21 protein-coding genes are annotated in these 21,005 nt (G+C 69.2%); 8 read left to right on the forward strand and 13 right to left on the reverse strand.

Annotated elements, in window-relative coordinates:
- The first annotated feature begins 12 nt into the window (after positions 1 to 12).
- On the forward strand, positions 13 to 1,275 hold the full coding sequence (locus tag DIE21_RS28645; protein ID WP_260426667.1) for a glycosyltransferase family 87 protein: 1,263 nt from the start codon (positions 13 to 15) through the stop codon (positions 1,273 to 1,275).
- Here DIE21_RS28645 and DIE21_RS28650 read toward each other — a convergent pair.
- The 12 genes from DIE21_RS28650 to DIE21_RS28705 all read right to left on the reverse strand — a co-directional run bounded on the left by DIE21_RS28650 (position 1,239) and on the right by DIE21_RS28705 (position 11,749).
- Positions 1,239 to 2,279: a TadG family pilus assembly protein gene (locus DIE21_RS28650; protein ID WP_124500826.1), complete on the reverse strand. Its 1,041-nt coding sequence runs from the start codon at positions 2,277 to 2,279 to the stop codon at positions 1,239 to 1,241. The two genes, DIE21_RS28645 and DIE21_RS28650, sit on opposite strands and share 37 nt — an antisense overlap.
- Positions 2,272 to 2,700, reverse strand: coding sequence for a TadE/TadG family type IV pilus assembly protein (locus DIE21_RS28655; RefSeq protein ID WP_124500827.1), 429 nt, complete (start codon positions 2,698 to 2,700; stop codon positions 2,272 to 2,274). The genes DIE21_RS28650 and DIE21_RS28655 overlap by 8 nt, the downstream gene beginning before the upstream one ends.
- The gene (locus tag DIE21_RS28660) at positions 2,697 to 3,554 is read right to left on the reverse strand and encodes a lipopolysaccharide assembly protein LapB (protein ID WP_124500828.1); all 858 of its coding nucleotides are present in this window, start codon (positions 3,552 to 3,554) and stop codon (positions 2,697 to 2,699) included. The genes DIE21_RS28655 and DIE21_RS28660 overlap by 4 nt, the downstream gene beginning before the upstream one ends.
- On the reverse strand, positions 3,551 to 4,495 hold the full coding sequence (locus DIE21_RS28665; RefSeq protein ID WP_124500829.1) for a type II secretion system F family protein: 945 nt from the start codon (positions 4,493 to 4,495) through the stop codon (positions 3,551 to 3,553). The genes DIE21_RS28660 and DIE21_RS28665 overlap by 4 nt, the downstream gene beginning before the upstream one ends.
- Positions 4,492 to 5,469 (reverse strand): type II secretion system F family protein, encoded by a 978-nt coding sequence (locus tag DIE21_RS28670; protein WP_124500830.1) that lies wholly within the window; start codon positions 5,467 to 5,469, stop codon positions 4,492 to 4,494. The genes DIE21_RS28665 and DIE21_RS28670 overlap by 4 nt, the downstream gene beginning before the upstream one ends.
- Positions 5,466 to 6,878, reverse strand: coding sequence for a CpaF family protein (locus tag DIE21_RS28675; protein ID WP_124500831.1), 1,413 nt, complete (start codon positions 6,876 to 6,878; stop codon positions 5,466 to 5,468). Before DIE21_RS28675 ends, DIE21_RS28670 begins: the two co-directional genes overlap by 4 nt.
- Positions 6,875 to 8,098, reverse strand: a complete 1,224-nt coding sequence (locus DIE21_RS28680) for an AAA family ATPase (RefSeq protein ID WP_124500832.1) — start codon at positions 8,096 to 8,098, stop codon at positions 6,875 to 6,877. Before DIE21_RS28680 ends, DIE21_RS28675 begins: the two co-directional genes overlap by 4 nt.
- Positions 8,099 to 8,119: 21 nt before the next feature.
- Positions 8,120 to 8,503 (reverse strand): CpaD family pilus assembly lipoprotein, encoded by a 384-nt coding sequence (locus DIE21_RS28685; RefSeq protein WP_124500833.1) that lies wholly within the window; start codon positions 8,501 to 8,503, stop codon positions 8,120 to 8,122.
- A 14-nt stretch (positions 8,504 to 8,517) separates the two neighbouring features.
- Positions 8,518 to 9,897, reverse strand: a complete 1,380-nt coding sequence (locus tag DIE21_RS28690; protein ID WP_124500834.1) for a type II and III secretion system protein family protein — start codon at positions 9,895 to 9,897, stop codon at positions 8,518 to 8,520.
- A gap of 70 nt (positions 9,898 to 9,967) precedes the next feature.
- Entirely contained in the window at positions 9,968 to 10,978 is a 1,011-nt protein-coding gene (cpaB, locus tag DIE21_RS28695; RefSeq protein WP_124500835.1) for a Flp pilus assembly protein CpaB, read from the reverse strand.
- 19 nt (positions 10,979 to 10,997) lie between these two features.
- Entirely contained in the window at positions 10,998 to 11,477 is a 480-nt protein-coding gene (locus DIE21_RS28700; RefSeq protein WP_124500836.1) for a prepilin peptidase, read from the reverse strand.
- 89 nt (positions 11,478 to 11,566) lie between these two features.
- Positions 11,567 to 11,749 carry a Flp family type IVb pilin gene (locus DIE21_RS28705; RefSeq protein ID WP_124500837.1) on the reverse strand — a complete coding sequence of 61 codons (183 nt, stop codon included), beginning with the start codon at positions 11,747 to 11,749 and terminating at the stop codon, positions 11,567 to 11,569.
- Positions 11,750 to 12,559: 810 nt separating this feature from the next.
- Here DIE21_RS28705 and DIE21_RS28710 point away from each other — a divergent pair.
- From DIE21_RS28710 to DIE21_RS28735, 6 genes are all read left to right on the forward strand, one after another.
- The gene (locus DIE21_RS28710) at positions 12,560 to 13,642 is read left to right on the forward strand and encodes an ABC transporter substrate-binding protein (protein ID WP_124500838.1); all 1,083 of its coding nucleotides are present in this window, start codon (positions 12,560 to 12,562) and stop codon (positions 13,640 to 13,642) included.
- A gap of 15 nt (positions 13,643 to 13,657) precedes the next feature.
- The gene (locus DIE21_RS28715; protein WP_124500839.1) at positions 13,658 to 14,497 is read left to right on the forward strand and encodes an ABC transporter permease; all 840 of its coding nucleotides are present in this window, start codon (positions 13,658 to 13,660) and stop codon (positions 14,495 to 14,497) included.
- A gap of 22 nt (positions 14,498 to 14,519) precedes the next feature.
- A complete protein-coding gene (locus DIE21_RS28720; protein ID WP_124500840.1) occupies positions 14,520 to 15,344 on the forward strand; it encodes an ABC transporter permease in 825 nt (274 codons plus the stop codon).
- 35 nt (positions 15,345 to 15,379) lie between these two features.
- Positions 15,380 to 16,225: an ABC transporter ATP-binding protein gene (locus tag DIE21_RS28725; protein ID WP_124500841.1), complete on the forward strand. Its 846-nt coding sequence runs from the start codon at positions 15,380 to 15,382 to the stop codon at positions 16,223 to 16,225.
- 170 nt (positions 16,226 to 16,395) lie between these two features.
- On the forward strand, positions 16,396 to 17,352 hold the full coding sequence (locus tag DIE21_RS28730; RefSeq protein WP_124500842.1) for a TauD/TfdA family dioxygenase: 957 nt from the start codon (positions 16,396 to 16,398) through the stop codon (positions 17,350 to 17,352).
- A 165-nt stretch (positions 17,353 to 17,517) separates the two neighbouring features.
- The gene (locus DIE21_RS28735; protein WP_124500843.1) at positions 17,518 to 18,465 is read left to right on the forward strand and encodes a TauD/TfdA family dioxygenase; all 948 of its coding nucleotides are present in this window, start codon (positions 17,518 to 17,520) and stop codon (positions 18,463 to 18,465) included.
- Positions 18,466 to 18,508: 43 nt separating this feature from the next.
- On the opposite strand, the gene DIE21_RS28740 is transcribed toward DIE21_RS28735, so the two are convergent.
- A complete protein-coding gene (locus tag DIE21_RS28740; RefSeq protein WP_124500844.1) occupies positions 18,509 to 20,170 on the reverse strand; it encodes an ABC transporter substrate-binding protein in 1,662 nt (553 codons plus the stop codon).
- Positions 20,171 to 20,531: 361 nt separating this feature from the next.
- On the opposite strand from DIE21_RS28740, the gene DIE21_RS28745 reads away from it, so the two are divergent.
- The gene (locus tag DIE21_RS28745) at positions 20,532 to 20,939 is read left to right on the forward strand and encodes a DUF427 domain-containing protein (RefSeq protein ID WP_124500845.1); all 408 of its coding nucleotides are present in this window, start codon (positions 20,532 to 20,534) and stop codon (positions 20,937 to 20,939) included.
- The last annotated feature ends 66 nt before the right edge of the window (positions 20,940 to 21,005 follow it).

Genomic DNA, 21,005 nt, shown 5'->3' on the forward strand with positions numbered 1-21,005 from the left:
GGGGCGCGGCAATTGGACATTCCGCAGCAATCGATGCGCTCGGCGAAGCGGCCGGTCGCCGCGTGGCTGACACCGCGACGCCTCGCCCTGTACAGCGCGCTGATGCTCGTGTTCTACGTGCTGTTCATCGCGATCTGGGCAACCGTCATTCGTCATGCGCACGGAACGCTCCTGTCGCGCGCCGGCGCCGACTTCTCGATATTCTGGTCGGCATCGTACGTCATGCTGCACGGCTCGCCATCGCAGGCGTACGATTTCTCCGCGTTCTCGCGGCTATCGGCCGAGCTGTTCGCGAACCTTCGCCGCGACGCCTTCGCCCCGTGGCTGTACCCGCCCACCTATCTGCTGCTCGTGACCCCGCTGGCGCTGCTGCCCTTCGCGCTCGGTTATCCGCTGTTCGTCGCGTTCGGGGTCGTCGTGCTCGGCCTCGCCGCGTGGCGCGTATCCGGCCTTGGCACGATTCCCGGCGCATGGCGCTCCGGTACGCTCGCGCTGGCCGCCGCGCCCTGCGTGTTCGTCACCGCGACGCTCGGGCAAAACGCGTTCCTGACGGCATCGTGCGCGGCGCTGGCCGTCCATTGGGCCGGCCGGCGGCCGATGTGGGCCGGCTTCTGCATCGGCCTGCTGTCGGTCAAGCCGCAGATGGCGCTGCTGTTCCCGTTCGTGCTGGTTGCGGCGCGCGCATGGCGCACGATCGCGTGGGCCGCGCTTGCCACCGGCACGTTCGTCGCGCTGAGCGTGCTGATCTGCGGCCTCGAGTCGCTGCGCCTGTTCGTCGCCAGCACGGGACTCGCGCGCTCGATCGTCCTCGAACAGGGTGTGGTGTTCTGGCTCGTATCGCCGACACCGTTCGCGACGCTCCGGCTTGCGGGCGTGCCGCTCGGCGCCGCGTATGCCGCGCATGCGTGTATCGCCGCGATTGCGATCGCAGCCGCCTGCATCGTGTGGGCGCAGTCGCGCGATACCCGCTTGCGCGCGGCCGTGCTGACGGTCGCGACGCTCACGGCGAACCCTTATGTGTGGCACTACGAACTCGCGTGGCTCGCCATCGCGATCGCCTGCATGCTGGCGATCGGCTGGCGCGACGGCTGGCTGCGCGGCGAACAGAGCGCGATCGCGCTGATGTGGGCGCTGCCGGTCGCCGAATACCTGAACCCGTGGCTGCAGCTACCGCAGATCGGCCCCGCCGTGACGCTCTTCGCGCTGCTGGTGCTGCTGCGCCGCGCGCGGCACGACGCTCACAACGCGAGCCGCGGCGGCACGTACACGCCGTAATACGGCCCGACGCCCGTCGCGACACCGGTCATCTTCACGCCGGCGACGAAGTGCCCCTGGATGTACTTGTAGGTGCCGCCGAGCGACACGTCGATGTGGAACGCGGCAAACGCGACGATCGGCACGTAGGTGCTGCTCGACGTCTGCGTGACGACCGGCAGCACGACCGTCGTGCCGATCGGCACCGACGTGTAGAGCGTCGCCTTGACGCCGGTCGCGAGATAGATGCTGTCGCCGATATTGAGCGTCGTCGGGTTGCCGGTCACCATCAGGCCGCCCATCGTCGTCGTGTCGGTCGCGGTCGACTGGAACGACGTCCACTGGCCGCCCATGCACAGCGCGCCGTAGGTCTGGCCGTTCGTGATCGAGAATTCGTACGGCAAGCCCGTCAGCGGATTGATCAGCGGCTGGTTGGTCTGCGCATTCCAGTACTGGTTGTACACGCACTGGTCGATCGCGATCGGAAAGAGGCCGCCCGCCGCCACCCCGCCCGGCGCGGCGAGCACCGCGATCGCGGTCGCGCTGCCGGACGCGCCGGGGATGCCCAGCAGACCGCCGAGCAGCAGCGGAATCGAGCCGCCGTTCACGCCCGGCGCGCGCGATACCGTGACCTGCACCGCCGGCACGTCGTACGCGCCGGGCGTGATGGTGGTCGACTGCATCGATGCGGGGGTACGCGTCACGTTCCAGTAGCCGGTCGTCACCGTGCCCGTCGCCAGCGGTGCGCCGGCCGCCGAATTCTGCGCGATCACACCGTTCGCGGCCGGCGCGGCCTGCGACCAGTTCAGCGCGCCGCCCGTCGGCGACATCATCGCATCGGCCGCCGCGAGCGCGGCCGCGTCGGCGGCGTTCTGCAGCTGATTGCGCACCGTGGCCACCCACGCGATGTCGATCGCCAGCGCGCCGAACGACAGCAGCGGAATCAGGAACATCAGGAAGAACAGCGCGACGGAGCCGCGCGCGCGCGCGGGGCCGATGCGTCGCGTGCCGGCTGCGTCATTCATAGAGCATCACCGAACTGGCCGAAATCGTCACCGGGCCGGTCAGCGCGCTGAACGCCGAACCCAGCACCAGCCCGGAATACGTGTAGGTCACCGTGACCGTCAGCGCGGTGCCCGCCGTCGTGCCGTTCGCCTGCGTCACGGTCACGTTCGGCGTCGTCGCGGTGCCGCCGGTGATCAGGCTGTTCTGCGTATAGCTCAGCGCGACGTTGGCGATCTGCGTCGGGGTCAGCATCGGCACGCGCAGCACGACGCCGGCACGCGCGGCCTCGCGGCTCGCGTTCGTGATGACGGCCTTGTCGCACAGCAGCAGGCTCGTGTCGATGATGCCGATCAGCACCATCAGCAGGAACGGCAGCATCAGCACGAATTCGAGGGATACGACGCCGCGCGCGTGGCGGGCGCCCATCGCCCGGCGTGTCATTTTGCGGCCCCCGCAGCGGGCGGCACGGCGCGCGGCTCGAGCGCGGCACCCTTCAACGGTCGCGCGGCGGCGGGCGCCGGGCGCGACGCCAACTGCGCACGCACTGCCTGGTAGACGCGCAGATTGTCGGCCACCGCCGATGCGGGCAGATCCGCTGACAGCAGCTTCTTCGCCGAATCGGTGTTGCCGAGCACGCCATACGCGAACGCGAGGTTCTGGCGCGCCTGCCACGGCGCGTCGGGCAGCCCGGCCACGTCGAGCAGCACGTTCACGCCCTCGCGCGGCCGGTTGCTCAGCACGAGCGACAGCCCGAGGTCGACGCGCAGTCCCTGCGCGTCCGGATGCGCGCGCAGCGCATCCCGGTACACGGCCTGCGCGTCCTCGTGGCGGCCCTGCAGGTCGAGCACCGTGCCGAGCCCTTCGGCCGCGAGCGGAAGGTTCGGCTGCGCGGCCAGCAGGTCGCGGTAGCGCTGGGCGGCCTCATCGAGCCGACGCTGCCGCAACGCGACGCGCGCGAGCCCGACCTGCGGCCCGAGTTCCGCAGGTGCCTGCTGCCGTGCCTGCTCATAGAGAATCCGCGCACGCTCCAGATCGCCGCTGCGGTAGTGGACGTCGCCGAGCCCCAGGCGCGCCGTGAGCGAATCGGGATGCCGGGCGAGCACCTTCTCGTACAGCGTCGACGCGAGATCGACGTTGCCGCCGGCGAGCGCGCTGTCGGCAATGCGCAGTTCGGCCTGCGGGTCGTCGCTCTTGTGCGACAACGCCGGCCTCGTCTGGATGCCCGGCGCGCAGCCGCCGGCCAGCACCGGCAGCAGGGCCGCGAATGCGAGCGCACAGATGACGGATCGTGTCATTTGAACACCTCGAGCAGGCGGATCGCCGCCGGGCCCGCCGCGATCAGGCCGACCGTCGGCAGGATGAACAGCATCATCGGCAGCGTGATCTTCGGCGCGAGCTTCGCGGCCTTTTCCTCGAGCGCGACGATCTGCTCGGTGCGCTCGCTGCGCGACAGCGTGCGCAGCGCCTGCGTGACCGGTGTGCCGAATCGCTGCGATTGCGTGAGCGTCGTGGCAAGCGAGCGTGCCGACGCAAAGTCGACGCGCAGCGCGAAATGCGTCAGCACCTCGGATACGTTGCCGCTCAGCGTCAATTCGTCCGCGCATACCGTCAGTTCGTCGGCGAGCGGCGGGCAGATGCGCTCGAGTTCGCGCGCGACGCGCCGCACGCCCGATGCGAGGCTGTTGCCGGCCATCGTGCAGATCACCAGCAGGTCGAGCGCATCCGGAAAGCACGCGGCGATGATCCGCCGGCGCCGCCGGATCATCGCGCCGAGCACGTATTCCGGCACGATCACGCCGATCACGAACGCGGCGACCATCGCCACCGCGCGGATCACGAAGTATTCGCCGAAACGCGGAATGGTCGGGCTGAACACGATCGCGATACCCGCGAACAGCACGCCGCAGCTCAGCTTGATGCCGATCATCGACGACACCGCGCGGCGCTCGCGAAAACCCGCCCGGGTCAGCTGCAGCCCGAGCTTCGCACGCTGCATCGGATCGAGCACGGGCAGCCGCTCGCCGAGCTGTGCGAGCCGCCGCGTCAGGTCCTGACGCACCTCGCCCGGCTGCAGCCGCCCCGGCACCAGCGACTGCGGGCGCTGCCCGGCCGCCTGCTGCACGCGCGCGGCGATCCGCCGGCGCGTGCCGCCGCCGGGCGTCGCAAGCGCCGCCGCGACACACGCGAGCAACAGCAACAGTTCGAGGCCGCGGGCGGCCAGTATCGACAGGGTCATCGCGCGGTATCCAGTTTCGAGATCTTGTGGATCGTCAGCAGTCCGATCGTCAGCAGCACGGCGGCGATCGTCAGCAGCACGCGTCCGGCGTGCGTGTCGAACAGCAGCATCACGTATGCGCGGTTCACGACGAACAATGCGCCGATCATCACGAACGGCACCGCCGAAATGATCTTCGTCGTGATCCGCCCCTCGGCGGTCAACGCGCGTGTCTTCAGGCGAATGTCGCGACGCGTGCGGATGATGCTCGACAACTCGTCGAGCGTCTCGCCGAGGCTGCCGCCGGTCTCGCGCTGCAGCAGCAGGTAGACGGTGAAGAACGAGAAGTCCGCGATCATCAGCCGGTCTGCCGCGTACGTCAGCACGTCCTTCAGGTCGGCGCCGACGCGCAGGCTGTCGCCCATCGTGCGGAACGTCGAGCGCACCGGCTCGGCCGCGCTGTCGCCCACCGTGCTGATCGCCTGCGTGACCGGAATGCCTGCGCGCACCGCACGCACGATCAGGTCGATCGCGTCCGGGAATGCTTCGAGGAAACGCAGCCGGAAACGCTCGACCAGTGCACGGTAGCTGGCGCGCATCGCCACCAGCGGCAGCCCCACGTAGATCAGCGGATGCAGGATGCGCGGGAGTGCGACGAACTGCATCGTGACGATGGCCGCGATCGCGCCGGCGATCGTGCTGGCGACGACGATCCGCATCCCGCGTTCGCCGCCGACCGCGCGCACGCGCGTCACGTAGCGCTGCAGCCACGCGCGCGCGCGGCTTTGCCGGCGCGGCAGGTTGAACAGCGCGACGCCGGGCACGGCATCCGCACCGGCCTTCCGGCCCGCCAGCGACGGTGCAAGGTGCTGCATCCGCGCGCGAATGCGCTGCTCCGGCGTGCGGCCCGCACGATCCAGCAGCGCGGACAGCACGAGGCCCAGCGCGAGGATCACGACGAATGCGCCGAGCGCGACGAGGTCCGCGGCCCTCATTGCCGGAATACCTCGGAGAGCGCGTCCTCGACACCGTAGTACGCGGCGCGCGGCGCGAACGCGGGCCGCAGCGACGATGCCTCGAACACGCCCTTCACCACCTCGCGCGTCGTGTCGCCCTCCTGGCGGAACGCGAACAGGTCCTGCGTGATCACCACCTCGCCTTCCATCCCGACGATCTCCGTGATCCGGGTCACACGGCGCACGCCGTCGCGCATCCGCTCGACCTGCACGAACAGGTGCACGGCGCTCGCGATCTGGCGCCGGATCGACAGCAGCTGCAGGTTCGCGTTCGCCATCATGACCATGCTTTCGAGCCGGCTGATCGCGTCGCGCGGCGAGTTCGCATGGATCGTCGTCATCGAGCCGTCGTGACCCGTGTTCATCGCCTGCAGCACGTCGAACGCCTCGGCACCGCGGATTTCGCCGAGGATGATGCGGTCCGGCCGCATCCGCAGCGCGTTGCGCACGAGGTCGCGCTGCGAAATCCCGCCGAGCCCTTCGGTATTCTCCGGCCGCGTCTCGAGACTGACGACGTGCGGCTGCAGCAGTTGCAGCTCGGCCGCATCCTCGATCGTGACGATCCGCTCGTGCTCCTCGATGTGTTGCGACAGCGCGTTGAGCAAGGTCGTCTTGCCCGAGCCGGTACCGCCCGAGATCACGATGTTCAGCCGGCACGCGCAGGCGATCTTCAGCACCTGCAGCATCCCGTGCGAGATGTTGCCCTGATGTGCCATCCGCGCGAGCGTGATGTCTCGCTTCGCGAACTTGCGGATCGAGATCGACGCGCCGCGCATCGCGATCGGCGGCAGCACGACGTTCACGCGGCTGCCGTCGGCGAGACGCGCATCGACCATCGGGCTGCTCTCGTCGACGCGGCGCCCGACCGCCGCCGCGATCCGCTGCGCGACGCTCGTCACGTGCGCGTTGTCGCGAAACTTCAGCGACGTGAGTTCGAGCCGGCCCGCGCGCTCGACGTACACCTGGTCGGGGCCGTTCACGAGGATGTCGGAGACGGTGTCGTCGGCGAGCAGCGGCTCGATCGGCCCGACGCCGAACATGTCGTTCAGGATCGCATCGACGATCAGCACCTGCTCGCCCGCCGTGATCTTCAGGCGCTCGCGCTCGACCGTGTGCGCGGCCACCTGCTCGATGCCCGCACGCACTTCGTCGCGCGTCTTCATCAGCGCCGCCGACATGTTCATCGACGTGAACACCGCGGTGCGAATCGCGTCGAACTTGCCGGAGCGGATCAGCGCCTCCTGGGTATCGGCCGCCGCGGGCCCGCGGGCAGGCGCGGGAGCCGGGCTCGCGACCGGCCCCGGCGCCGGTGCGTCGCCGCGCGGCGCGGCAGGCGTGCCCACCGGTGCAGCGTCCGGCGTCGGCTCTTTGCGGGTGCCGAACGTCACGATCCTTTCCTCCATCTGACGAAGCGCGCATACCACGGCTCGGCGACGGCCATCGATTCCCCGGTGATGCCGTTCGCGAGCCGCCGGATCTCGTCCAGGAAACCATGGCGCTTCGCGCCTTCGATCGGCTCGCCGAGGTTCTCGGCGGTCGCGAGCGACTGCGGCTCGTGCGGCAGCTCGCGCAGCCTCACGCCGCCGAATGCGTCCTCGAAGTCGGTCTGCGCGACGCGCCCCTTGACCGGCTCGAGCGGATTGTTCAGCACCATCGACAACAGCCGCTCGCCCGGCAGCTCCCTCACGAAGCGCGCAAGCCGTGCGGCTTCGTACGCGGCATGTACCGAGCGGTCGGCGACGACATAGACGAGATCGGACGCTTCCAGTGCACCCTCGAACAGCTTGCCGGCGCGGGTGCCCACGTCGAACAGCACGTAATGGAAGCGGTCCTGCAGCATGCCGACGAGCAGCGCGATCGCATCGTCGCGCAGCGGCGCGTCTTCGCCGTACGCCAGTTCGGCCGACAGCACATGCAGGCGGTCGCCCTTCGTGACGAACATGCGGTCGAACAACGCGTCGTCGGGACGCTGTTCCATGTTCAGCAGTTCGATCAGCCCGTTGTTGCTCGACAGCCCGAGCATCGAGTTCGCGCCCCCGCCATGCAGGTTCAGGTCGACGTACGCGACGCGGCGGCGCTTCTCCCCCGCGAGGCAGCGGGCAAGGCTCACCGCGATCGTCGTCGCGCCGATGCCGCCGCGCGCGCCGACGAAGCTGACGACCTTGCCGGTGCGCGCCTGCACGACCGATTCCGTCGCGGTCAGCGCGCGCCGCATCAACTCGACGGTCAGCGGCTTCACGATGTAGTCCTGCACGCCGATGCCGAGCAGGTTGCGGAACAGCCCGACGTCGTTCTGCGTGCCGACCGCGACGACCCGCACCGACGGGTCGCACACCTCCGAGAGCCGCATCAGGTCCGACACCGGCAGCACCGAATCCGACACGTCAACGATCAGCTGGCGCGGCGAACGCTCGTTGTGCTGCAGCAGCCGGATCGCGTCGTCGCAGTCGCCCGGCTGCACGTGGGCACGCGTGATCGACAGGTCCTGCGCGACGCGGCGAATCACGTCCTCGCTGCCCGCGTCCGACACGACCGCGACGAGATCCGCCGCTCCGGCGGAAGCGGCACGCTTGGCGTTCTGGCGATCGAGGACGTTCATGGGCGGCATCGTGATGGCATCGGGAGCGGGTCAATGGCCGGGCGAGCCGGTCGTCGTCAGCGTCTTCCCGGGTGTCGGCTGCTTCACGCGATCCTCGACGTAGCGGCGCACCGCGTCGGCCGCGACCTGCGCGTCCGCGCCGCCGTACGGCACGGGCGCGACGAGATCTTCCGGCCGCGCGAGCATGGTCGCGAGATTCGTGTAGGTCGCGCAGCCGAACGGCACGCCGGGCCGCCCGAACCCGGCATCGACGAGATGCGACGGCTGCATCAGCTTCGCGCAGTCGGGCGGCACCGCGTGCACGCCGTCGAAGCCGATCGCGCGTGCATCCGGCAGGTTGATCGGCGGCGGCGCCGACAGGCAGCCTGCGAGCGCCGGCGACAGCAGGGCCGAGACGATGGTTCGAACTCGCATGCGCGCTCCTCCGTTCAGTACACGAAGCCCGCGGCGCCGACGAGGCGCGGCGTGTCGCCCGACAACAGGTCGAGCCCGAGGTTGCGCTGTATCGCGAACTCGAGATCGCTGCTCGGCCGCGCGACGGTGTCGAGCGCCTGCTCGAGCTGGCCGGGGCCGGTCGGCTGCACGATGTACGGCGTCACGATCACGACGACCTCGGTCTTGTTGTCCTGGAAGTTCTTCGACGAAAACAGCCGGCCGATGATCGGCAGCCGGCCGAGCCCCGGGATCTGCGACACGGTATCGGCAGTCTGGCTTTGCAGCAGCCCGCCGATCGCGAAGCTCTGCCCGCTCGACAGCTCGACCGTCGTCTCGACGCGCCGCACGGTGAGTGCCGGCACCTTGATGCTGCCCGTCGTCACGCTGTTGCTCGCATCGACCTCACTGACTTCCGGGCGCACCTTGAGGCTGATGCGGTTGTCGGCGAGCACGGTCGGCGTGAAGTCGAGCGACACGCCGAACGGCTTGTAATCGACCGTGATCACCCCCGTGTTGCCGGCCTGCGCAACGGGAACCGGAATCTCGCCGCCCGCGAGGAAGCTCGCGGTCTCGCCGGACATCGCGGTGAGGTTCGGTTCGGCGAGCATCGTGATCAGGCCCTCCTGGTCGAGCGCATCGAGCACGACGTCGATCGACCAGCGCCCCGCGCGGAACCCGCCGAGCACCGAGAATGCGCCCGTCGGCGACAGGTTGAACAGGCCGTTCGTCGGATCGAACAGCGTGCGCCCGTTGAACAGCCCGCCGACGAAGTTGCCGGCGCTGCCAAGCGAGCTCCAGTTGATGCCGAGCTGCTGCGTGACGTTGCGGCTCACCTCGGTCACCCGCACGCGCAGGTTCACCTGGATCGGGCGCGACAGCGTGAGCCGGTTGACGATCTTTTCCTTGTCGCGCAGGTACGGCGCGAGCGACTGCATCACGGCGTCCGCGTCGGCCGCGCTCGGCACCTTGCCCGACACCATCAGCGAGCCCGGCGCGCCGGACACCGACAGCTTCAGTTGCGGAAAGCGGCTGTCGAGCACCGCCTGCAGCGACGCGGTGTCGACCTGCACGATCACCGTCCGGCGCAGGATCGGCCGATGGTTCGCGCCAAGCGCGATCAGCGTGGTGGTGCCGGCCTTCTTGCCGAACACGAACACGGTGCGCGGCGACGGCACCTGGATGTCCGCGATGCTCGGGTCCGCGACGAACATCGCGGTCGCGGGTTCGGGCAGCGACAGCATCTCGCCCTTGCCGGTCGCGATCGACAGCGCCGCACCGGCATCCGCCGCCTGCGCGCGCTGCGCGAGCGCGACGCCCGGCGCGACGATGCAGGCCAGGCACCAGAAAGCGATCCATCGAACCATGCGCACCATGCGTCTTCCCGTCAAATGCCTGCCGCCGAACGGCCGGCCCCATTCGTCACCGTGTCGCCGTGTCGCCGCGTCACTGCGGCGCCGCCGGCCGCGGCGCTTGCGCCGTCGCGTCCGCGGCTGCGTTGCCGCCCGCGGGCCCGGCCGGCGCAACCGGCATGCCCGGCCAACCGGCCGGTAGCGGCGGCACGCCCGGCATGCCGGTGCCCGTGCCGTGCGATCCATCGTCGACCGACGAGCCGCGATAGATCACGACCGTGTTGCCCGGCGACGCCGGCCGCGTGCCGGCGTCCGTCCGCGCGGACGGCACCCGCGCCGCGCGCGACACGTCGCCGGCCCACACCGGCGGCGTATCGGGCTCCGCTTCGTCACTGCCTGCCGCCTGACGGCGATCGCTGGTCGCGAAGCTGCGCAGCGCCAGCGACAGCGAGCCGAGGCGCGTCGCGACCAGCACGACCTGCGCGGTGCGCGGCGCGACTTCGAGCGTGACCGTGCGCGCGCGGACCGGCGCGTCCACCGCGCTCGCGGGCGCCTTCGCGCGCTGGAATTCCGAGCCGACCGCGAGCACGCGCGCGCGCCGCACGACCGTCTCCGCTTCGAACGTGCCGGGCGTCGTCGCGGAACCGCCGATCTGCTGCGTGAGCACCACGTCGACGAAGTCGCCCGGCTGGATCAGCCCCGCGTTGCCCGACACGTCGTCGACCGGCACCGAGATCGCGCGCATGCCGGGCTGCAGCGCAGCCGCGAGAAAATCCGGCGCGCCGGCCGGAATCACGTTGTCCGTGCGGATCGGCGCCCCGGCGTCGACGCGGTTGCGCAGCAGCGCGCCTTTGAGCTCCGCGCCCGGTTGGGATTCGACGAACGCACCGGCCGGCACCTGCGCGCGCGGCATGCGCTTCCACGCAAGATCGTTGTCGCGCAGCAGCAGCCCTTCGGGCAGGTCGGCCGCCGCGACACGCACGCGTACCTCGGCCACTTCGCCGGGTGCCGACGGCGTCGACGCGGCGACGTACAGTTGCCGCAGGAGGAACGCGCCGATGCCGGCAGCGATGATCAGCACGGCCATTCTCAGGGGTTTGGGCATGGCAGCGTGCGTTCCCCGGCTAGGTGAGCGAAACCGCGTGGGGAAACGGCACCCAGACGGCAAGGGCACCGCCGAGCGCCAGCGCGACACCGTACGGTACGCCGCGCGTCGCGATCGCGCCGGCCGGTGCGATGCGACGCTGCCGCGCAACGGCCACCAGCACGGCGACGCCGTACGCGGCGCCGCTCGCCCCGATGATCGTCAGCACCGGGAGCGCCAGCGTCGGACCTGCCCACAGGAATACGGCCGCCGCCAGTTTCACGTCGCCGCCGCCGATCCAGCCGGCGTGACGCAGGCCGCCGAACAGCAGCAGCATCGCCGCGGCGGTCGCAACGTGACCGGCGAGTTGCGCGAGCCCTTCGCGGGCCAGCGCCGCCGCGACGAAATACAGCAGCGCGAACGCCAGCACCGCGCGATTGGACAGGCGCCGCGCGCGCAGGTCTTGCGTCGCGAGCGACACCAGCACGAGCGTCGCCGCCGACTGTACGAGATAGAGCATCGGAGATGCCGTCCGTCGGCGCGCCCCGGCTGGATACGTCGTACCGCTGCGGATCCGTGTGTTCGTCGGCGGCGCGCGGGTTCAGGGGATCAGATCAGCGCGGTGACCTTGTTGATCAGCGCCGTGAACACGGCCGGCAAGCCGCCGGAGGTGCTGCTCAAGATTACGCCCACCGCCGCCAGTGCAACCACGACGATGCCGCCCAGGACCGCGTATTCGAGCGAGCTGACGCCACGTTCATCGCGCAGCAAGGTCTTGACGTATTGCAGCATGACAACCTCCGTGTGACGGGGTCGGTGATCGACCGTTGAATGTAAAGACGCTGTGTTGCTTCGGTGGCGCGCACGGCGTTAGCCCATTCATGACTCATGCGGCAGCCCCGGCATCGGGCCGTTCGCATCCCCCGGAATCCATTCGATCGCTGCCACGCGCGGCGTACGGCAATGGCGTCTGCCGCTACGTTCGCGCGTCTGTTGCATAGCCGCATTGGCACGATGCTGATCACGCTGATTCGTCTAGGGTATAGACAATTTTTTTGGCGAATTCAAATTATTTGGCGTCGGAGTGCATTTATGGGCAACGGCCTTCAACGATGAAATACACGCAGATCATTTACCGCTTTTTCATCGTCATTCAGAAGGCTTGTCGCGGCTTGCAGTAAGAATGTTAACGCCTGGACGCATCATTTCTGCCGCTGCGCCACTCGATGATTTTTATTCAGCTTTTCGATATGCCGCGTGATTCGCATTTGCCAATTTGAAACGAACTCGCACACGCGTTGGCCGGTAACTTTTTTCGATCGAGCCGGCATGGCCCGGAAAATATTGCGCGCGCCGATCGCATTGCCCGATCCGGATCGGCGCCGCCATCATCGACGATCGATTCGCCGTCGATCGGCATGCGGGACCCGCACGCCGCGCTCGCTCGCGTCACCATTTCCAATCGGCGACACGCGTGATTTGCCAACCCGAAACGCGGCGATAAGCATAGTTCAAATCGTTGCTTGTCCCGCGCCCGACGCGTCCTCCAGAATGGTTCGACACCCTCCGGCCCGATTTCCACTCCTCGCCATCCGACGCTCCATGATCGACCGATTCCCGTCTCCACTGCGCCTGCTGCGATCGCTGCTGATCGCGTCCCTCGTCGCGTTGCCCGCCGCCGCCGCGCACGCCGACAAGCCCGCGACGATCCGCATCGGCGTCGCCCAGCAGGGCGCCGGCGATCCGCCGACCTTCGGCGGATCGAGCGCGGCGACCGTGCAGCTCCAGCAGCTCGTCGAAAAGGAATTCGCGGCCGACGGCATCAAGGTGCAGTGGCTGTTCTTCAAGGGCGCGGGCCCGGCCGTCAACGAGGCGATCGCCGACAAGGCGCTCGACTTCGCGTACCAGGGCGACCTGCCGGCGGTGCTCGCGCGCGCGAACGGGATCAAGACGCATCTGCTGCTCGCCGCCAGCGTGCGCTCGGGCGTCAAGATCGCGGTGCCGCCCGACTCCGATATCCGCTCGATCACGGACCTGAAGGGCCGCCGCGTGTCGATCTTCCGCGGCACCAACCTGCAGCTCGTCGCCGACAACGCGCTCGCGAAGAACAGCCTGAGCGAACGCGACCTGCGCGTGATCAACCTCGACGCCGCGAGTGCGCTCGCCGCGCTCGCGTCGAAGGGCATCGACGCATCGGTCGGCGACTATCAGCTGTACAAGCTGCGCGACGCGGGCCTCGCGAAGATCATCTACGAATCGCAGAACGACGGCCCGCAGCTCACGCGCCAGACCCACCTGCTCGTGCTCGACGACTTCGAGCGCGCGCATCCGGACCTCGTGCAGCGCGTCGTCAACGCATTCGTGAAGGGGGCGCAATGGTCGTCCGACGAGGCGAACCGCGACGCGTTGTTCAAGCTGTGGGCAAAAAGCGGCGTGCCGTATGCGTCATGGCAGGCCGATTATGCGAACCAGCGCCTGAAGGACCGCCTGTCGCCGCTGATCGATCCGTTCGTGATCGCGCGCTACAAGGCCGTCGCGCAGGATGCGCTGAAGCTGAAACTGATCCGCCAGGCGGTCGACGTCGACGGCTGGTTCGAGCCGAAGTATCTCGACAACGCGTTGCGCACGCAAAAGCTCGAACACTACTGGCCGCGTTACGACGCGGCCGGCCAGCCCCTTTCCTGACCCGGACCCGCCCCGATGAGCGACACCGCGATCCCGATTCCGTCGTCCGACCCGCATGCGCTCGCAGCGCCGTCCCGCGCGGCGAGCGTGAAGCGCGTGGCGTGGCGGCTCGCGCCGTGGGCGCTGCCCGCGCTGCTGTTCGCACTGTGGACCGTCGGCAGCGCGCGCGGCTGGATCGCACCGCAGATCCTGCCGCCGCCCGGACAGGTGGCGGACTCGCTCGCGGAACTCGCGGCCAGCGGCGATCTCGCGCGCCACACGCTGATCAGCTTGCAGCGCGTGCTGGTCGGCTTCGCGGCCGGTACGCTGCTCGGTTTCACGACCGGCGCCGCGCTCGGCCTGTCGCGCACGCTGGAGGCCTACGTGCTGCCCGGCTTCAACGCGCTCGTGCAGATTCCGGTGCTCGGCTGGCTGCCGTTCCTGCTGCTGCTCGTCGGCGTCGGCGAGCCGCTCAAGTACCTGCTGATCGCGCATGCGGCGCTCGTCCCCGTGACGATGAGCACGCTCCAGGGGTTCCGCCAGACGCCGCCCGCGCTCGATGAAGTCGCGCGCGTGTTCGGCTATACGCGCCGCCAGCGCATCGTCCGCGTCGTACTGCCGGCCGCGATCCCGACGCTCGCGACCGGCGTGCGGCTCGCGTTCACGAAATCGTGGCTCGCACTGGTCGTCGTCGAACTCGTCGCGTCGTCGGAAGGGCTCGGCTACCTGATCGTGTACGGCCGCCAGCTGTTCCAGCTCGATCTCGTAATGGCGGCGGTGATCGTCGTCGGCGTGGTCGGCCTCGTGATCAACCGGCTGCTCGACGCGCTCGAAGCACGGCTGCGCCGCGGCGTGCCGTCCGCGTTTCGCGGCTGAGTCCGACTCAAGGATCCCTTCCGTGCCACCTGCCTCCACGTCGACGCCGGACACCGCGGCGCCCGCCGCCGCGATCGCCCGTCGCATTCCCGTGCCCGACTGGCGCGGATTCGTCCTGCCGCTCTCCGCGTTCGCGCTCTGGTGGGCCGTCTCGTCCGCACACCTCGTCAAAAGCGGACTGCTGGTCGGCCCCGCCGACGTGCTGCACACCGCGTGGACCCAGGCGGCCAGCGGCGCGCTGGCGCGTGCGCTGTCGGCATCGCTCGCACGCGAAGCGTGCGGCTTCGCGATCGGCGCGACCGGCGGCCTGCTGCTCGGCGCCGCGCTCGGGCTGTCGCGCATCGCCGCGCGCGTGGTCGGCCCGAGCTTCGACACGTTCAAGCAGATCTCGCTGTTCGCGTGGATTCCGCTGATTTCCGTATGGTTCGGCCTCGGCGACGTCGCCAAGGTCGTGTTCCTGTCGCTCGCCGCGCTGCTGCCGGTCGCCGCGCATACGTGCGACGGCATCCATGCGGTGCCGCGCGCGTATGTCGACGTGGCCCGCGCGCTGCGCTATTCGCGGCTTCAGCTCGTGCGCTACGTGATCCTGCCCGCCGCGCTGCCGTCGATCTTCACCGGGCTGTATCTCGGCCTCATCTACTCGTGGCTCGCGACGCTCGGCGCCGAATACCTGCTCGTCGCGGGCAGCGGGATCGGCAACACGCTGATCGACGGCAGCGAGCAGTTCCGGATGGATCTCGTGCTGTTCGGCATCATCGTCGTCGGCACGACCGGCTGGGCACTGAACGCGGTCGCCCGTGCGATCGAACGCAAGGTGCTCGCCCGGCGCGGCGACCTGCGCCGCTGATCGCCCTCCTCCTTCCTGTCGCTTCCTTCTCCGTCATGACGACCCTCGCTTCCGATTCGCTCGATATCCTTCACGTGAGCAAGCGCTACGCGCAACGCGGCACATCGCTCGCCGTGCTCGACGACGTGTCGCTGCACGTGCGTGCCGGCGAGTTCGTCACGATCGTCGGCGCGAGCGGCTGCGGCAAGTCGACGCTGCTGCGGCTGATCGCCGGGCTCGATACCGACTACGCGGGCGAGATCCGCGCCGGAGATGAACGGGTGCGCGACACGTCGCTGCAGCGCGGGATCGTGTTCCAGGATCACCGGCTGTTCCCGTGGCTGACGGTTGCGCAGAATGTCGAGGCCGCGCTGCGCAACGCGCCGCTCGACGCGGCCGCCAAGCGGCGCGCGGTGGCCGGGCACATCGCGCTCGTCGGGCTGAACGGCTTCGAGCATGCCTACCCGAACCAGTTGTCGGGCGGGATGGCGCAGCGCGTCGCGATCGCGCGCGGCCTCGTGAACCGCCCGCGCGTGCTGCTGCTCGACGAACCGTTCGGCGCACTCGATGCGCAAACCCGCGCGCGCATGCAGAACGAACTGCTGCACATCTGGGAGCAGGAGGGCATCACGATGGTGCTCGTCACGCACGATGTCGACGAAGCCGTCTATCTCGGCGATCGCGTCGTCACGATGGCGCCGCGCCCGGGGCGCATCGCGCGCATCGTCGACGTCGCATTGCCGCGGCCGCGCCGGCGCGACTCGCCTGAATTCGCGCGGCTGCGCGACACGGTGCTCGCCGATTTCGACGATCGCGAGCCGCCCGCCGACGGCGGCGGCGGCACGAAACGCACCGCTGCTTCCGATGCGCACCGGATCGGCGCATGGCGGCTCGCGTGGTAATGCGGTAACGCGGTAATGCGGATGGCCCGATACCACGCACGAATCGTTCAGCATGACGACACATATCGATCATCGCGGCGCGCGCTAAGGTTGTGACGATTCATCGGTTCCGGTTTCGCGCGGTCCCTGCTTGAATGGAGACTCGACCGATCCGACCCAGGAGACTCCCGATGTCCGAAGTCCAGCACGCCGCTCACCCGTCATCGCATGCTTCGCACGCCGCCGCACCGCGCGCGGCCGCCGTCCCGCTTCAGCTTCGCCAGGTCGCCGGCCGGATCGGTGCCGAGATCGCCGGCGTCCGGCTGTCGGGCACGCTCGACGACGCGACGTTCGACGCAATCCACGCCGCGCTGCTGCGCCACAAGGTGCTGTTCTTCCGCAACCAGGGTCATCTCGACGACACCGCGCAGGAAGCATTCGCGCGCCGCTTCGGCGAGACTGTCGCGCACCCGACCGTGCCGTCCGTCGACGGCAGCGCGCACCTGCTCGAACTCGATTCCGCGCACGGCGCGCGCGCCAATTCGTGGCACACCGACGTGACGTTCGTCGATGCGTACCCCAAGGTGTCGATCCTGCGCGCCGTCGTGATCCCGCCGGTCGGCGGCGACACCGTGTGGGCCAACACGGCGGCCGCCTACACGCACCTGCCTGAATCGCTGCGCGCGCTCGCCGACACGCTGTGGGCGGTGCACACGAACGCCTACGACTACGCGTCGACGCACGTGCATGCCGACGACACGCAACTGAAACGCTATCGCGAAGTGTTCACGTCGACCGTCTACGAGACCGAACACCCGGTCGTGCGCGTGCATCCGGAGACCGGCGAGCGCACGCTCGTGCTCGGGCACTTCGTGCAGAAGCTGAAGGGGTTGTCGTCGCAGGATTCCGCGCATCTGCTGCAGGTCTTCCACGAGCACGTGACGCGCCTCGAGAACACCGTGCGCTGGAGCTGGCAGCAAGGCGACGTCGCGATCTGGGACAACCGCGCGACGCAGCACTACGCGATCAACGACTACGGCGATGCGCGCCGCGTCGTGCGTCGCGCGACCGTTCATGGCGACGTGCCGGTCGGTATCGATGGCCGCCGCAGCGTCGTACTGAAAGGTCCGGGCGCGACGCTGCAATGACGTTCGCCACGCACGGTGGCGGTTGACGCCACCACCGTGCGCGGCGCCATCCCTGCATTCCCGACCGGAGGATCCGACCATGACCTTCCCGCCACCGGGCCGACGCGTGCACGCGCAACGATGTCGCCGGCCGGCCGCCCCGTTCACTTCCGCCAGGAGCGTCGCATGAGCGCCCTACCCGAGCCCGCCGCCCAGCCGGTCGACGTGATCCCGCTGTCCGCCCACATCGGCGCGGAGATCCGCGGCATCGACCTTACCCAGCCGTTGACCACGCCGCAGATCGCCGCGATTCGCGCCGCGCTGCTGAAATGGCGCGTGATTTTCTTCCGCGAGCAGTTCCTCACGCACGAGCAGCATGTCGCGTTCTCCGCGCAGTTCGGCGAACCGACCGTCGGCCATCCGGTGTTCGGCCACGTCGACGGTCATCCGGCCGTCTATTCGATCGCGAAGCATCGCAAGGCGACGCGTTTCGAAGGCGAGCCGGTGCGCCGGCCGTGGACGGGCTGGCACACCGACGTGACCGCCGCCGTGAATCCGCCGTGGGCGTCGATCCTGCGCGGCGTGACGATCCCGCCGTACGGCGGCGACACGCACTGGACCAACCTCGTACGTGCCTACGAGACGCTGTCCGCGCCGCTGCGCGGCTTCGTCGACGGCTTGCGCGGCGTCCATCGCTTCACGCCGCCGGCCGGTGCGCGCGCGACCGGCGCGTTCGACGAAGCGGTCGAGCGCCGCCCGCTCGTGACCGAGCATCCGCTGGTGCGCGTGCATCCGGAAACCGGCGAACGCGCGCTGTACGTGAGCCCGAGTTTCCTGAAGTCGATCGTCGGGCTGACGCCGCGCGAGAGCCAGGCCCTGCTCGAACTGCTGTGGGAGCACGCGACGCGGCCGGAATTCACGATCCGCTTCAAGTGGGAGCCGCGCAGCATCGCGTTCTGGGACAATCGCGCAACCGCGCATCTCGCGCCCGTCGATATCTTCGATCTCGACTTCGATCGCCAGCTCTACCGCACGACGCTCGCCGGCGACGTGCCGGTCGGCCCCGACGGACGGCCATCCGTCGCGCTCGACGGCTCGCCGGTCGAGGCAGCGGCCGCGGCCGCACTGAACTGACCGCGGCCTCGACAGCCGGCGCGCGCGCGCCGGCTTCCCTGCTTCAGTCCAGCCACACGCCGTCGAACCGGTGTCCACCGAGCGGGGAGAACGCCAGCCCGTGCACGCGCTTCGAGACGGGCAGCGACACGATCGAGGTCGCGATCGGCGTGAACGGCACCTGATCCTTGAACACGACCTGCGCCTGCTCGTAAAGCGACGTGCGTTTCGCGACGTCCGCGTTCGTGCGCGCCGCACTGACGAGCCGCTCGAAATCCGCGTTGCACCACTTCGCGAGATTGCTGCCGTGCACCGCATCGCAGCCGAGCAGCGTGCCGAGCCAGTTGTCGGGGTCGCCGTTGTCGCCCGACCAGCCGTACAGGATCGCGTCGTGCTGCCCGTCATGCTTCGCGCGGCGGTTGTACTCGCCCCACTCGTAGCTGACGATCTTCGCGCGCACGCCGATCTTCGCCCAGTCCTGCTGGATCAGTTGCGCCATCAGTTGCGCGTTCGGGTTGTACGGGCGCTGCACCGGCATCGCCCACAGCGTCAGGTCGAAACCGTTCGGGAATCCCGCGCGCGCCAGCAGCGCCTTCGCGGCGGCCGGATCGCGCGGCGAGTCCTTCAGGCGCGGGTTGTACGACCATTGCGCGGGCGGCATCGGGTTCGTCGCGAGCGTCGCGTCGCCGTTGAACACGGTCTTGATGATCGCCGTCTTGTCGATCGCGATATCGAGCGCGCGCCGCACGTCGACGCGATCGAGCGGCGGATGCTGCGTGTTGTACGCGACGAAGCCGACGTTGAAGCCCGTCGCCGAAAACAGCGTCAGCTTCGGATCGCGCCGCACCGTCTCGAGATCGGCCGGCCGCGGGAACACCGACACCTGGCACTCGCCGGCCGTGAGCTTCTGCAGGCGCGCGGCCGGATCGGGCGTGATCGCGAACACGAGATGCGCGAGCTTCGCGTCGTCCGGCTTCCAGTAGTCGGGGTTCGCGTCATAGCGGATCACCGCGTCCTTCTGGTACGCACGCAGCTGGAACGGCCCCGTGCCGACCGGGAGCTGATTGATGTCGGCCTCGCGATGGCGTGCCGCCAGCTGCGACGCATATTCGGCCGACAGGATCGACGCGAACGCCATCGCGAGATTGCGCACGAACACGACGTCGGGCGACTTCAGCACGAAGCGCACGGTGTCGTCGTCGACCTTTTCGATACGCTCGATGTTGCGGTCGAAACCGAGATCGCTGAAGTACGGGAAGCTGACCGGATAGGCCTTGCGGAACGGGTCGTCGGGATCGAGCATCCGGCGGAACGTAAAGACGACGTCGTCCGCCTGGAACGGGCGCGTCGGCTTGAACCACGCGGTCGTCTGGAACTTCACGCCGCGCCGCAGGTGGAACGTATGGACGCGCTGGTCGGACGACACGTCCCAGCTCGTCGCGAGCGACGGAACGAGATCGAGCGTGCCGCGCCTGAACTGCACGAGCCCGTTGTAGATCGTGTACGTGCTCGCATCGAAATCGGTGCTGGTCGTATGCTGGCCCGGATCGAAGCCGGCCGGGCTGCCTTCGCTGCAGTACACGAGCGTCTTGCCGGCCGGCGCGGCGAACGCGTGCGTGAGCGCGCCGGCGAGCAGCAGCGACGCGGCCATGCCGCGCAACGCCACGACGCCGACGGAAGTGCGCCGCGCACGATGCGCGGCGGATGAGACAAGTGGAATCTTCATGGTGGCGGTCAGGAAAGGACTGTGATGCGAATGACGACCGCCGATCTTCGCGCGCCGCCCGCCGATCGCTTACCAATTAATTCCGCGTTGCTTATCGCGGCCGATGCATCCCGCTGCCGTCGCATCGAAATGTCCATGCGAGCAGCGGGGACATGCCGGCGAACACCGCCGCGGCGGCCCGCCCTGCATCGCGCATCGACGCCCACCGCCGCGCGTCGCCTTCCGGCCCCCTGCAGGTCCTCCGGAATTGGCGCATCGTATCGGTTGGCCGACGCCGGCACCGGTGCGCGGGATCCGCCCGGCGCGCACGCACCGGCACCGCGCGCCTGCCGGCGCGCTGCCCCTTCCTGGAGGACCCACGATGTCGATCAGCCCCGATACACCCTCTCGTCCGGTGAAGTCGCCGGGCCCCGATCATCCGATCACGATCGAACCGCACCCGTCGCGCGTCGTGGTGAAGGTGGCCGGCAAGACCGTCGCCGATACGCGCCGCGCGCTGGCGCTGCGCGAGGCCAGCTATCCGGCCGTGTTCTACATTCCGCGCGAAGACGCCGACATGTCGCTGCTGCAACGCACCGACCATGCGACGTACTGCCCGTACAAGGGCGATTGCGCGTACTACTCGATCGCCGCCGGCGGCGCACGCTCGACCAACGCGGTGTGGACGTACGAGCATCCGAACCTGGCCGTCGAATCGATTCGCGCGCACCTCGCGTTCTATCCGGACCGCGTCGACTCGATCGACGAAAGCCCGCTCGGCACCGATTGAGCGCGGCGGCACCCTGCCGCCCCGTCGTTCGCGTATCGCCCGGCCGCTGATTTGCATATGCGGATT

The organism is Burkholderia sp. Bp9140 (genome assembly GCF_003853425.1).
Classification (GTDB): domain Bacteria; phylum Pseudomonadota; class Gammaproteobacteria; order Burkholderiales; family Burkholderiaceae; genus Burkholderia.

Coding starts and splice junctions, on each gene's coding strand:
- DIE21_RS28650 (WP_124500826.1), bottom strand. CDS start 2,279: ATGAATGACGCAGCCGGCACGCGACGCATCGGCCCCGCGCGCGCGCGC.
- DIE21_RS28655 (WP_124500827.1), bottom strand. CDS start 2,700: ATGACACGCCGGGCGATGGGCGCCCGCCACGCGCGCGGCGTCGTATCC.
- DIE21_RS28660 (WP_124500828.1), bottom strand. CDS start 3,554: ATGACACGATCCGTCATCTGTGCGCTCGCATTCGCGGCCCTGCTGCCG.
- DIE21_RS28665 (WP_124500829.1), bottom strand. CDS start 4,495: ATGACCCTGTCGATACTGGCCGCCCGCGGCCTCGAACTGTTGCTGTTG.
- DIE21_RS28670 (WP_124500830.1), bottom strand. CDS start 5,469: ATGAGGGCCGCGGACCTCGTCGCGCTCGGCGCATTCGTCGTGATCCTC.
- DIE21_RS28680 (WP_124500832.1), bottom strand. CDS start 8,098: ATGCCGCCCATGAACGTCCTCGATCGCCAGAACGCCAAGCGTGCCGCT.
- DIE21_RS28685 (WP_124500833.1), bottom strand. CDS start 8,503: ATGCGAGTTCGAACCATCGTCTCGGCCCTGCTGTCGCCGGCGCTCGCA.
- DIE21_RS28690 (WP_124500834.1), bottom strand. CDS start 9,897: ATGGTGCGCATGGTTCGATGGATCGCTTTCTGGTGCCTGGCCTGCATC.
- cpaB (WP_124500835.1), bottom strand. CDS start 10,978: ATGCCCAAACCCCTGAGAATGGCCGTGCTGATCATCGCTGCCGGCATC.
- DIE21_RS28700 (WP_124500836.1), bottom strand. CDS start 11,477: ATGCTCTATCTCGTACAGTCGGCGGCGACGCTCGTGCTGGTGTCGCTC.
- DIE21_RS28705 (WP_124500837.1), bottom strand. CDS start 11,749: ATGCTGCAATACGTCAAGACCTTGCTGCGCGATGAACGTGGCGTCAGC.
- DIE21_RS28710 (WP_124500838.1), top strand. CDS start 12,560: ATGATCGACCGATTCCCGTCTCCACTGCGCCTGCTGCGATCGCTGCTG.
- DIE21_RS28715 (WP_124500839.1), top strand. CDS start 13,658: ATGAGCGACACCGCGATCCCGATTCCGTCGTCCGACCCGCATGCGCTC.
- DIE21_RS28725 (WP_124500841.1), top strand. CDS start 15,380: ATGACGACCCTCGCTTCCGATTCGCTCGATATCCTTCACGTGAGCAAG.
- DIE21_RS28730 (WP_124500842.1), top strand. CDS start 16,396: ATGTCCGAAGTCCAGCACGCCGCTCACCCGTCATCGCATGCTTCGCAC.
- DIE21_RS28735 (WP_124500843.1), top strand. CDS start 17,518: ATGAGCGCCCTACCCGAGCCCGCCGCCCAGCCGGTCGACGTGATCCCG.
- DIE21_RS28740 (WP_124500844.1), bottom strand. CDS start 20,170: ATGAAGATTCCACTTGTCTCATCCGCCGCGCATCGTGCGCGGCGCACT.
- DIE21_RS28745 (WP_124500845.1), top strand. CDS start 20,532: ATGTCGATCAGCCCCGATACACCCTCTCGTCCGGTGAAGTCGCCGGGC.